This window comes from Mesotoga sp. UBA6090, from assembly GCF_002435945.1.
GTDB lineage: Bacteria > Thermotogota > Thermotogae > Petrotogales > Kosmotogaceae > Mesotoga.
Window position 1 is genome coordinate 1 of the sequence record NZ_DIXC01000040.1, and the last position, 12322, is coordinate 12322.

At 46.9% G+C, this 12322-nt stretch carries 10 protein-coding genes; 8 read left to right on the top strand and 2 right to left on the bottom strand.

Going from position 1 to position 12322, the window contains the following annotated elements:
• Positions 1-286: ABC transporter substrate-binding protein (locus B3K42_RS05660; RefSeq protein ID WP_292597397.1), on the bottom strand; the 286-nt coding region annotated here is incomplete at its 3' end.
• A 440-nt stretch (positions 287-726) separates the two neighbouring features.
• On the opposite strand from B3K42_RS05660, the gene B3K42_RS05665 reads away from it, so the two are divergent.
• A complete protein-coding gene (locus B3K42_RS05665) occupies positions 727-1206 on the top strand; it encodes a hypothetical protein (protein ID WP_292597400.1) in 480 nt (159 codons plus the stop codon).
• Here B3K42_RS05665 and B3K42_RS05670 read toward each other — a convergent pair whose 3' ends face one another.
• Positions 1207-1992 carry an SPL family radical SAM protein gene (locus B3K42_RS05670; RefSeq protein ID WP_292597402.1) on the bottom strand — a complete coding sequence of 262 codons (786 nt, stop codon included), beginning with the start codon at positions 1990-1992 and terminating at the stop codon, positions 1207-1209. It lies immediately after the preceding gene.
• Positions 1993-2049: 57 nt separating this feature from the next.
• Here B3K42_RS05670 and B3K42_RS05675 point away from each other — a divergent pair, with 57 nt between their 5' ends.
• The 7 genes from B3K42_RS05675 to B3K42_RS05705 all read left to right on the top strand — a co-directional run bounded on the left by B3K42_RS05675 (position 2050) and on the right by B3K42_RS05705 (position 12314).
• Complete coding sequence (locus B3K42_RS05675; protein ID WP_121552334.1) at positions 2050-2427, top strand: RidA family protein; 378 nt, start codon at positions 2050-2052, stop codon at positions 2425-2427.
• A gap of 13 nt (positions 2428-2440) precedes the next feature.
• Complete coding sequence (gene thrS, locus B3K42_RS05680; protein ID WP_292597406.1) at positions 2441-4387, top strand: threonine--tRNA ligase; 1947 nt, start codon at positions 2441-2443, stop codon at positions 4385-4387.
• A gap of 63 nt (positions 4388-4450) precedes the next feature.
• A complete protein-coding gene (gene ade, locus B3K42_RS05685) occupies positions 4451-6199 on the top strand; it encodes an adenine deaminase (RefSeq protein WP_349680960.1) in 1749 nt (582 codons plus the stop codon).
• On the top strand, positions 6192-8492 hold the full coding sequence (locus B3K42_RS05690) for a xanthine dehydrogenase family protein molybdopterin-binding subunit (protein ID WP_292597410.1): 2301 nt from the start codon (positions 6192-6194) through the stop codon (positions 8490-8492). The genes ade and B3K42_RS05690 overlap by 8 nt, the downstream gene beginning before the upstream one ends.
• A 30-nt stretch (positions 8493-8522) precedes the next feature.
• Positions 8523-9905, top strand: coding sequence for a PLP-dependent cysteine synthase family protein (locus B3K42_RS05695; protein ID WP_292597412.1), 1383 nt, complete (start codon positions 8523-8525; stop codon positions 9903-9905).
• 170 nt (positions 9906-10075) lie between these two features.
• Positions 10076-11386, top strand: a complete 1311-nt coding sequence (locus B3K42_RS05700) for an ABC transporter substrate-binding protein (protein WP_349680958.1) — start codon at positions 10076-10078, stop codon at positions 11384-11386.
• A gap of 61 nt (positions 11387-11447) precedes the next feature.
• The gene (locus B3K42_RS05705; RefSeq protein ID WP_292597415.1) at positions 11448-12314 is read left to right on the top strand and encodes a carbohydrate ABC transporter permease; all 867 of its coding nucleotides are present in this window, start codon (positions 11448-11450) and stop codon (positions 12312-12314) included.
• Positions 12315-12322 lie beyond the last annotated feature (8 nt).

Below are 12322 nucleotides of genomic sequence, written 5' to 3' on the forward strand. Positions count from 1 at the left end.
ATACGGCCACAACGTTGTCCTGAAAAAGAGCTCTTCTTATGACATTTGCAGCCGTGCTTGGATTTGCTGCGTCGTCATACACGACCATTTCGAGCAGATCACCGTTGACTCCTCCTGCAGCGTTGATCTCTTCAAGCGCCAACTGTGCGCCCATCTTGATGTAGTCGCCAAGAATAGAACCCAGTCCTGTGAATGGTGCAACCAATGCTACCTTGATCGTTGCGCCAAGTGCAGAAACCCCAATTAGCATGACCATTGCGACTACGAGTACCTTGTTTAGCTTCATCCAAACACCTCCTTGTGCGGAACCGTCGTAGAACGCCCCGCTCTTCGTGAAGAAAGATTAACAAATAATGAACATGATGCATTATACATCATGCAAAGTGTACCATCTCTTTCGTTCAGTTCGTCAATGCCGTTATAGCCAACCACGATCAAAGAGGAGAAAATAACACTGATTATTTGGCTATAGTTCGACTGTTCGCAGCTGCGAATTGTTTTTCGGTGAAGCCTATCAGTGATAATAGCTTCACTTTTCAGCTAGAAAAGAAGAATCGACTGCCACGGCAAATGCTTTCTAAAAACCATCGCGCTATTGCCCGGTTTATAGTGAAAAGAGGGAGGATTCATCGTATGACTTTTTCTTGCTCTTCCTTGCGCTTGGTTTATAATAGGTTGTGTATTCGGTTGTTGTTTCTGAAACGTTCTCATCTGGGGGTGTTGTCTGTGAGAGTGTTCTTTTTGATGATTCTTTCTCTAGTCCTGGTTTCTACTATGATTGCTGTAGAGATCGATCTTGGGATAGGCGTTGACGTTATTCAATCTGATCAAAGCAGCCTTAGCTGCGCCAGACTTTCGCTTATCGGCAGTATCGGGCTTATCTCTCTGGATGTACCTTTCGCTCAGGTGTGGCCCTCGGAAAGAAGGATTGAGTTTTCAGATCCGTTCTTAAGTTATGCAGGCCTGAATTTCAAACTTCCCATAACTGTTCTATATATAAAGGCTGGCTTGGGGGTTCAGGTCAGGGGATTGATTGACGTACTTGGAGGCAAAATCGAAGGCTGGGATCTCCCGGCCAGAGTTCGGGCCGGCTTAGGTGTGTCTGATTCCGGCCTGTTTCTTGAGGGTGGTTTGAATCTCGATTTCACGCCTTCACTCGAGAATTTGGAATTCTGTCCTTATATTGCGGCGGGATTGGTGTTTTAGCTAATCGACCTGCAGTAATCGGGAGAATTCTTCTCTGACATTTTCGTAAGCCTCGGTGCTGAGCCATCTCTGCCAGCCGAATTCTCTGTAGATGCCTCTAACCTGAAAAGTGTAGTTCATTGGATCTAAGTGTACTTCTTCGACCCTCTTTGAAAGCTCAAAGGCAACTCTGGTCGCGTTCATCGGGAGAACCGGACCGACAAAGGCACCGACCTCGATGCCGTTGGCAATAAGCATGTCGATTGTCTCGAGCCTTTCTTCAAAGGAAGATGAACCTGGTTCAAGAATCTTTCTGACATCGTCTATGTCCGTAGTTACCGTTATTAAAACCCTCGCTTCTCCTTCAGAGGCTCTCAGCAGGTCTATATCTCTTCTGACCAAAGCGGACTTTGACATTACTAATACAGGAATCCGATGGGAGATAAGTATTCTCAGTATTTCACGGGTGATTTCATACTTCTCTTCTATATGCTGATATGGATCACAGGCCGTGCTGAGAAACACGGCTCGCTTGGGATGGTAAGTAATCTCTTTTCGCAGAAGAGAGACAATATTCTTACGAACCTGAACGTCTCTGCCCCATCTGCCGTGGCAGTACTTGAAAGAGCCGATGAACCTTGCAAAACAGTATTTGCAGCCAATTGTGCATCCAACATAAGGATTGACCGTGAAATCGGTTAAAGGAATGCTTGATTTTGTAAGGGCTTTGCTTGCTCTTATCTCTTCAATCATATACGGATCGATTCTACATTGTTTCTCTTCACGAATGCGTTTTTGAAAGTGCATATGCGTCGCTTCATCTATTCTGTAATGATATAATTAACCAAAATAGGAGGTGTTACTGTGTTGAGGGTTATCAGTACTGACAAGGCGCCGGCGGCGGTTGGACCATATTCTCAAGCAATTGCGGCGGGTGGTTTTCTCTTTGTTTCTGGACAGATCCCCCTCAACCCGTTGACCGGTGAGCTGGTGACAGATTTCGAAGGAGCATGCAGACAGTCACTGGAGAATTTATTCGCGGTTGTCGCCGCCGGCGGGTCGAGTCTGGACAATATCGTGAAAGTGAACATCTATGTTAGGGATATGGGGAAATTCTCGATACTAAATGAAATCTACATGACGTATTTCAAGGAACACAAGCCCGCGAGAGCTGTCGTTGAAGTCTCTAACTTGCCCAAGAATGCGCCGGTAGAAATGGAAGCTGTGGCGATAATACCGTAATCAGGAGGATATTATGGGTATTTCTATAAAACTGCCCGACGGTTCTATAAGAGAATACGGGCGAAGAGTGACACCAGCGGAGATTGCAAGAGACATTTCCGAGGGGCTGGCCAGGCGAACTTTCGGTGCGGTAGTTGATGAAGAGCTGTGGGATCTGGAAAGACCTATTGAGAGTGACGCTTCGGTTAGATTGGTACTTGATAAGGATCCTGAAGCGGCAGTCTTTTTCAGACATACAATGTCGCATATTCTTGCTCAGGCAGTAATAAGAATTTATGGTAAGGAGAAAGTCAAGCTTGCCATAGGGCCTACAATCGAGAATGGATTTTACTACGACATAGATCTGGGCGATATAAGAATAACTGAAGAGGATTTGCCGAAGATCGAATCTGAGATGAACAGGATAATCAAAGAAGATCTCACCGTGGAGAGGTTTGAGTTGCCCGTGAGTGATGCAGTAGCTCTCATGAAGAAGGAGGACCAGCCTTATAAGGTAGAGCTCATTGAGGATCTGATAAAGGACACCGGCGCAAAAACCGTCACATTCTACAGGCAGGGAGAATTCGTCGATCTTTGCAGGGGTCCTCACATTTCTTCGACTGGCAAGGTCAAGTATTTCAAGCTCACATCGGTATCCGGTGCGTACTGGAGAGGCGATGAGAAGAACAAAATGCTTCAGAGAGTTTATGGAACGGCCTTCGCAAAGAAGAGCGATCTCGAGGATTATCTCAAGATGATTGAAGAGGCAAAGAAGAGGGATCACAGGAAGCTTGGTCCGGCGCTTGGCCTCTTCACAATCAATTACGAATACGCGCCCGGAATGCCTGTATTCCTTCCAAAGGGAACGGAGATGCTCAATCAGCTACTTCAATTCTCGAGAGAGAAGCACATTGAAGACGGCTACAGAGAAGTGAGTACGCCACAGGTTATGTCGGATGCCCTGTGGAGAACATCAGGTCACTGGGATCATTACAGGGACAACATGTACTTCACGGAGAAAGAGGACCAGCAGTTTGCGGTGAAGCCAATGAATTGTCCCGGTCATATCATAGTCTACAAGTCCTCGTCTGTGAGCTACAGAGATCTTCCAATGAAACTCTTTGAGTTCGGAAAGGTCCACAGATACGAACGTTCCGGTGTTCTGCACGGTCTGTTCAGAGTGAGGGGATTCGTTCAGGACGATGCTCACATATTCTGTACCAGAGAACAGATACAGCAGGAGATCATGGGAGTGATCGACTTCGTAGAGAAGATATATTCGCCTTTCAATTTCGAGTACAGGGCGGAGCTTTCGACGAGGCCTGAAGATTACATGGGCGAAGTGGAGCTCTGGGATATTGCTACAAAGGCACTTGAGGATTCCCTGAAGGCAAAGAATATGGAGTTTAAGGTGAATGAAGGCGATGGTGCCTTTTACGGTCCGAAGATAGATTATCACATAAAGGATTCACTCGGAAGAGAATGGCAGTGCGCGACCATTCAGCTGGATTTCATGATGCCGGAACGATTTGGAATCAAGTATATCGGTCCTGACAACGAGGAGTATCAGCCCGTTATGATTCACAGAGCCATCTTCGGTTCAGTTGAGAGATTCATGGGGATACTTATCGAGCACTTCGCAGGAGCCTTCCCAACGTGGTTTGCTCCGACCCAGGTTGCAGTTATCCCCATAGCCGACAGACACATCGAATACGCTGAGTCAGTCGCTTCTGAACTGAAGAACAAGGGGTTCAGAGTCGAGGTTGATGACAGGCAGAAATCCACAAATTACAAAATTCGGGACGCGCAGATGCTCAAAGTGCCCTATATGTTGATAGTCGGGGATAGAGAAAGAGAGTACGGCACCGTATCGGTAAGACTGCGAAGTGAAAAAGATCTTGGATCCATTGAACTCGACTCGTTTATCGAGAAGCTCTCTGAAGAGATCAAGACTAGAAGGGTCACGAGTGTTTTTGAATGACAGAGAGACCCCTGCAATGCGGGGGTCTTGTTTTCCTATCCAAGAACTCCTCGAAAGGAGGCGATTGGCACGAATATTATTGATATAATTCCGGTAGCTCGGGGTGATAAGCCGGCTGACGTTCTGCTTAAGAACTGCAAAGTAGTCAACGTGTTCAGTGGCGAGGTGGAAGAGGCGAATCTCGCTCTTTTCAGGAAGAGAATAGCCGGAATTGGCGATTACGAAGAAGGCGTGGAGGTCATCGACCTCCAAGGTTCGTACGTAGTACCTGGCCTTATTGATGCCCATTTGCACATAGAATCATCGATGGTATCGCCCGTCGAATTCTCCAAGACAATTCTTGCACGAGGAACCACGACAGCGATAGCAGATCCTCACGAAATCGCCAACGTCATGGGTCTCGCCGGAATAGAGTACATGATAAGGTCGACAGAGGGCGTTCCTGTTAATCTATACATAATGATTCCTTCTGCAGTGCCCGCTTCCACCATGGAAACATCGGGAGCAACTATCAGTGTCATGGATATGATTGGGTTCGTTGAGAAATTTCAAAATAGGGTTCTTGGTCTGGGCGAAGTGATGAACTTTCCCGACATCATCAATGGTGATCGAGACTCAATAGCAAAGATCGAATTGATTCGGCATAAATACAAGAAGATAGACGGACACATCCCTGGCGTCCTTGGGAAGCCCCTCAACGCTTACATATGTGCATTTGTGAGGTCTGAACACGAGTGTACAAACGTCGAGGAAGCTCGTGAAAAACTCGCAAGAGGAATGCAGATTCTAATTAGGGAAGGCAGTGTTGAGAGAAACCTCGTTCCGCTTCTTCCACTCATAAATGACAAGACTTATCCATTCGTCTCTTTCTGCACTGACGACAAGCACCCTGACGACATTATCAGAGAGGGTCACATCGATCACAATGTCAGAAAGGCCATTAAGCACGGTATTGATCCAATAATTGCGATAAGGGCGGCGACGATAAACACGGCAAGGCACTACAATCTCAGGTCTATGGGAGCAATTGCGCCCGGATATAAGGCGGACCTTGTTGTGGTCGACGATCTCAATTTCTTCAGTCCAAGAATAGTCTTCAAGGACTCGAAGGTTGTCGCGAGAGACGGCAAGCTTGTAGCAGATGTGATTTCCAGGAGCTTTCCTCAGGAGAAGATCAACACATTCAAGTGTCAGAAGATAAGTGAGAACGATCTCAAAGTGGTGGCTAAAGGAAGGCGAATCAGAGTTATCGAGCTTCTGGGAAGTGAAGTCTTGACGGGAGCTTCGGTTGAGGTTGCGAGAATTCAAGACGATTTTGTGGTCAGCGACCCTTCGCAAGATATATTGAAACTTGCGGCGATCTGTCGTTACAACGAGGAAAAATCCATGTCGGTTGCATTTGCAAAGGGTTCGGGATTGAAAAAGGGAGCTGTGGCCACTTCGGTCGGTCATGATTCGCATAATTTGGGTGTGCTCGGTGTAAGTGATTCCGATATGGTCTTCGCTGCCAACAGGGTGATTGAGATGGGCGGAGGTCTTGTGGCTGTAGTTGACGGAAAGATAATATCTGAGCTGCCTCTGAAGATAGCCGGCCTCATGTCGGACCTCACCAGTAGAGAAGTTGCAGAGAGGTTGGTTGAACTGAAGGAAGCGGCAAAATCAATGGGAAGCAGTCTACCAGATCTCTTCATGACCCTGTCATTTGTTCAGCTTTCAGTTATTCCGAAATTGAAGTTGACGAATCTCGGCTTGGTTGATATCGAGAAGAATGGCTTTGTACCGCTTTTCGTTGGGGAGGGTGAAGATGTCTGATTTGCAAGAGAGAGTTGTTGGCAGAAGAATCAAGAGGGTAGATGCCCTGGAAAAGGTTGATGGCCGGGCGAAATTTGCTGCCGATGTTTCTTTTGACAGACAGGTTTACTGTGCTCTGGTTATTGCGAAGAAAGCTCACGGGGTTCTCAAGACGATTGACGCTTCAGCCGCCATAAGGCTTCCCGGTGTGGAAGGTGTCTTCACCTGGAAGGATATTCCCGGTGAGAATCAGCTTGGCGACGTAATAAGAGATATGCCTTGTCTTGTGAAGGAAGGAGAGAAGATCAGATTTTACGGTGACGTAGTGGCGGTAGTTGCTGCGAAGGATAAGAAAACTGCCGAAGAAGCCGCTGATCTTGTGAAGATAGAGGTCGAAGAGCTCCGGCCGGTACTGACAATAGAAGATGCCTTGAAGGACGAGGTTCTTGTTCATGGAAAGTCAAATATCGGAGTTTCGAAGAAAATACGAAAAGGAAATCCATCTGGATATTTTGAGAACTGTGAACTTGTTTTTGAAGGAGAGTTCTATGCGCACTATCAGGAGCAGGCCTACATGGAGACCCAGGGAGTAATAGTAGTACCGGATATTGACTACGGTTTTACGGTCTACGGTACTATGCAGTGCCCTTACTATGTGCAGGGAGCGCTTTCGCATGTTCTGGGCATTCCAATGAGCAGGGTGAGAGTCATACAGACCGAAACGGGTGGAGCATTTGGAGGCAAGGAAGATGTTCCCTCTTACGTCGCTGCTTACGCAGCGGTTGCTTCCTACAATCTCAAAAGGCCTGCGAAACTGATATATTCGAGAGAGATCGATATTCAAACCACCTCAAAGCGTCATCCGGTCAAGTCTCATTATAAAGTTGCTCTTGAAGGAAAGAAAATCAAGGCGATGCAGATAGAGGCCTGTATGGATATGGGAGCTTATGCCACGCTCACGCCAATCGTCATGTTTAGAACGCTTGTGCATGCAGCCGGCGCTTACGAGATTGAAAATGTCGATGTTGATGTTTGCGCCGTCTACACTAACAAGGTTCCGCCCGGAGCTTTCAGGGGCTTTGGATCGCCACAGGTTCTCTTTGCTGTCGAAAGTATGCTTGATGATATAGCTTCTCAAATGGGGTTCGATCCCATGGAGTTCAGAGAAATCAACACGCTGAAGAGAGGATCGAGAACTTCTACAGATCATCTTCTGCTTCACAGTGTCGGAGCACCGGAGACTCTATCGAGAGTCAAGAAGGCCTCGAACTGGCAGAGACTGGTGGCAGAGACAGAGCAGTTCAACAAGGACAACGAGGACTTCAAGAGGGGTGTGGGAGTTTCTCACATCTTCTATGGGGTAAGTCTTGGCGCCGGTGGACAGGCTCTTGACAAGTCCGGCGCGCACGTCCTGATAAATAAAGACGGTTCTGTAGAAGTAAGAATCGGTGGAACGGAAATGGGACAGGGGGCAAAGACAGTAATCGCGATAATGGCTGCCGAAGAGCTGGGTCAGAGAATAGAAAGAATCCTGGTCCATCAGCCGGACACGGCCTTTGTCCCGGACAGCGGACCGACAGTAGCCTCCAGGACTACTATCTATTCAGGAAACGCGGTAAGAAGTGCCTGTATTGCTTTGCGGGAAAAATTGATTCCCGTGTTCCGTGAAATAACGGGTAGCAGCTCCGCCGGCGTGAAGTTTGCAGGCGGCTCTGTTTATGATGAAGACGGAAAGAGAATGAGATTTGATGAAATAGTCGAAGAGGCTTACAAGAGAAATGTCAAGTTGTTTGAGACCGGTTGGTATGAGACTCCGAAATTGAATTTCGATATGGAAAATGGGATCGGAGAGGCTTATGTAACGTACTCGTATGCGAGTCAGGTTGTACAGGTTGAAGTTGATTTAGCAACGGGCTCAACCAAAGTTTTGAAGGCTTTCACAGCTCATGACGTAGGAAAGTCCGTAAATCCCGAAGGAGTGATAGGTCAGATACAGGGAGGATTCGCTCAGGGTATGGGGTACGCAATATATGAAGATCTGAAGCATAGAGATGGCAAAATTATCTCCGACAACTTCAACACATACATTATCCCAACTGTCCATGAAGTTCCCTCTGAGCTCGTTATTGATGTGGTGGAGGATCCCTTCCCCGAAGGGCCGTACGGCGCTAAGGGAATTGGTGAACCATCACTCATGCCGGTTCCTGCCGCGGTTGCCAATGCCGTTTCCATGGCAGTTGGAAAGCGGGTAAGAAGAATACCCGTAACTCCTGAGTACGTGCTGAGTCTAATCGAAGGAAATTCGAGTAATTAGTATAGTTGGTGTTTGACAAGGAGGATTAACATGGGTAAGTTTGTGCTTGGTCCAACGTTCGAGGAAATGCTGCATCCAGAGAAGATCGACAGAAAAACGAGAGAGATCGCCTGGAAGATGAGGGAGGAAGATCCTCTGGATCCGATAAATCTGTACAACATTTCCTGGAGAGACATCGATAACAGGATCTACTATTTCGTTCTTCCGAAGGAATTTACTGGAGTCGATGCAAATATCGTCATTCTGTACGGAAAGGATTTCCCCACTGGCAGCCACAAGGTGGGAGCGACTTATTCGATTTTGATGGAAAAGGTTTTGAGAGGCGAAGTGGATCCAACTTACCACACTTTGGTTTGGCCTTCTACAGGCAACTATGGAATCGGAGGCGCTTGGGTCGGATGCAGAATGAAGTTCGATTCAGTAGTCATTCTTCCCGAAGAGATGTCCTCTGAGAGATTCGACATAATTAGAGAGTATGGCGCGAGAGTTATAGCAACCCCAGGTTGTGAGTCGAACGTGAAAGAGATTTACGATAAAGCAAAGGAATTGAAGGCAGCCAATCCAGAGAAAGTCCGTGTTCTCAATCAGTTTGAGGAGCTCGGAAACTATAGATTTCATTATTATGTGACAGGAAACACGATTCTGGAGATGATGGACGAGCTCAGGCTCGGTAACGGCAGGGTCTCCGCGGTCGTTGCGACGGTCGGCTCGGCAGGGACTATCGCTTGCGGCGACAGGATAAAGGAAGTATATCCTGAAGTGAAGATAGTGGCAGGAGAACCCGTGCAGTGCCCGACTCTTTCGCTCAATGGTTATGGTGGCCATGACATTCAGGGAATCGGAGACAAACACGTGACCTGGATTCACAATGTGATGAACAACGATGCAGTTGTTGCGCTTGATGACATCGAATGCAAGAAACTGCTCCAGGTCATGACCGATGACGAGGGCAAGAGATTCTTGAAGCAGTTTCTAAAGGAAAAAGATGTGGAGACAATGGCAGATATTTTCGGTATCTCGGGAGTTGCGAACGTCGTCGGTGCTATAAAGATGGCAAAGCACTACAAAATGACCGGCGAAGACAACATCGTGACCATTGCAACAGACAACATGGATCGCTATCATTCTGTAATGGCGAACATGACAAAGACTTACGGTAGCCTCACCATGGATGAAGCGAAGCACAGGTTCGAATCGTTTGCCCTTGGAGCAAAGACGGACTGGATATTCGAAGGGACCATGGAGAACCGAATGAGATGGCACAATTTGAAGTACTATACCTGGGTCGAACAACAGGGGAGAACTGTTGAAGAACTCAACGGCACGATGTCTCAGGATTTCTGGAAGGCTGAAAGGGAAAAGGTTGGTGGGATCGACAGGCTCCTCCTTGATTACCGCGAAAAAACCAGATAGTTTGGAAGCGTAATTCTATGTTTTGTTTTTTGTAAGCTTTGTAGTACAATGAACATATGGTGGTACTGACAAAGAGAAAACTGCCTACCTTTTTGGAGGCTGTTTTCTCTTTGTCTGTCTGAGCAGTTGCTTTGGCTTAAGGTCCTATCCCAAACATGGAGGTGGTTCTTTTGAGAAAGCTTCTTCTTCTTTCGATCGTGTTGATCTTCTCACTCGTACTGTCCGCAACAACAATCCAGTTCTGGCATGCAATGGGTGGCTGGAGAATCGATTTTCTGCAGTCTCAGGCAGATGCATTTATGAAATTACACCCTGACATCAAGGTTGAAGTGCAGTACACTGGAAGCTACAGAGACACTCTGAACAAGATGATCGCCGGGGTTCAGGCAGGAACGGCTCCTCATGTAGTTCAGGTCTTCGAAATCGGTACTCAGATGATGATAGATGGAGAGGTCGCAATTCCAATCGAAGAGATGATGGAGGCCGATCCGTCCTTTGACATCGGGAAGTTCATGCCTCAGGTGCTAAACTATTACAGAGTGAACGGAAAGCTTTATTCCATGCCCTTCAACTCTTCTAATGCCATCGTATTCTATAACAAGATGCTTTTTGAGAAAGCAGGCTTGGATCCCAACGATCCACCAACGACTTTCGAGAGCTTCATCGATGTGGCGCGAAAGCTCACTGTGAAGGATGCCTCAGGGAATGTTGAGCAGGCAGGTTTTACAGTATCTTTGAATTCCTGGTTCTTTGAACAGCTTATGGCAGCTCAAGATGCTCCGCTTATCAATCAGAATAATGGTAGAACGGGGAGACCTACGGCAGCAGTGTTTAACACGCCAGAGGGTCTTGCGATTTTTGAATGGTGGAATGCCATGTCCCAAGAAGGCACCATGATTAACACCAAATTTGAGGATTGGACCGCAGCAAGAAACCTGTTCATTTCTCAGAAAGCCGCAATGCTCATGACTTCAACTTCAGATGTAGCTCTTATGATGGAATCTGCGGAGACAAACGGATTCGAACTTGGCAGTGTTTTCTTGCCTAGACCGGCAGACTCAAAGGCCGGAGGAGCGATTATCGGCGGAGGGAGTCTGTGGTTGATTGATGGCCATCCAGATGCAGAAACAAAGGCAGCATGGGAATTCATAAAATTCATGGCCGGAACTGAGCAGCAGATTGAATGGCACAAGGCAACTGGCTACTTTCCAGTCAGAAAAGACTCAGTTGAAAAGCTAGTTGCAAGTGGTTACTACGGTGATTATCCTGATCACCTAACGGCGTTACTGCAGCTGCTGCTTTCTGTGCAAAGCTACAATACAAACGGTGCAATAACTGGCGCTTTTCCTGAGATCAGGACGGTTGTGACCACTGCCATCGAGAAAATGATTGCAGGGGAAATGACACCTGCGCAGGCGCTAAAATATGCCGAGGACGGTGCAACACGAGCAATAGTCGACTATAACGAAGCAAACTATTAGTCTTTTCTTTTTCTGAGTGGAGCGGGTTCAAGGCCCGCTCCCTTTGATCTGGAGGTGGAGAATGCGAAAGTGGTTACCATATCTTTTGCTGGTGCCTACCTTTCTGATAATAGTCTTGTTTATCTACTATCCCGCAGTAGAGGCTTTCAGGTTGAGTCTTTACAGGGTGTCTACTTTCGGTAACAAGACTACTTTTGTGGGGATTCAGAACTACATTAATTTATTCAACAATGAGCAGTATCTCTCATCGGTGCGGATGACAGTGGTTTACGTGGGACTATCTGTGACAATCTCAATATTTCTAGGCTTCATAATTGCTATGCTTCTTACTCAGAATGTTCCGGGCACAAAGCTCTATAGGACGTTTTTATTTGCTCCTTATGCGGTTTCACCGGCAATCGCCGGTACGTTATGGACTTTTCTCCTAAACCCGGTTGTTGGTCATGTCAACTATGTATTCATGAAGCTTTTCGGAGTTCAGGTCGAATGGTTGACTTCGAAACCGTATGCATTCTATGCCTTGATCTTCGCCACGGTATGGAAAATACTCCCCTTCAATATGATTTTTTATATTGCCAGCATCCAAAATGTCTCAGGAGATCTGCTTGAAGCAGCTACTCTAGATGGTGCAGGGGTGATGAAGAAAACATGGAGAATCATCTTTCCCCTGGTCTCACCAATAACGTTCTATCTCGTAATAATGAATATTGTTAGCACGATGTTCACGTCGTTTGCAATAGTCGATGTAATGACTAAGGGCGGACCCGGCGGCTATACAACAAACATGATCTACAGACTGTACCTGGACGCCTTCACTTATCAGAAGAGGGGACCTGCCTCAGCTCAAAGTGTTATCATGTTTCTCATAATGATAGTTGTAACTATTATCTATTTCACGGTTGCAGAAAGGCGAGTTCACTACCAATGAGGTGCGGC

Bases quoted from the DNA above. Each gene is read 5' to 3' on its own strand.
- B3K42_RS05670 (WP_292597402.1), bottom strand. From the start codon at position 1,992: ATGCACTTTCAAAAACGCATTCGTGAAGAGAAACAATGTAGAATCGAT.
- thrS (WP_292597406.1), top strand. From the start codon at position 2,441: ATGGGTATTTCTATAAAACTGCCCGACGGTTCTATAAGAGAATACGGG.
- B3K42_RS05690 (WP_292597410.1), top strand. From the start codon at position 6,192: ATGTCTGATTTGCAAGAGAGAGTTGTTGGCAGAAGAATCAAGAGGGTA.
- B3K42_RS05695 (WP_292597412.1), top strand. From the start codon at position 8,523: ATGGGTAAGTTTGTGCTTGGTCCAACGTTCGAGGAAATGCTGCATCCA.
- B3K42_RS05705 (WP_292597415.1), top strand. From the start codon at position 11,448: ATGCGAAAGTGGTTACCATATCTTTTGCTGGTGCCTACCTTTCTGATA.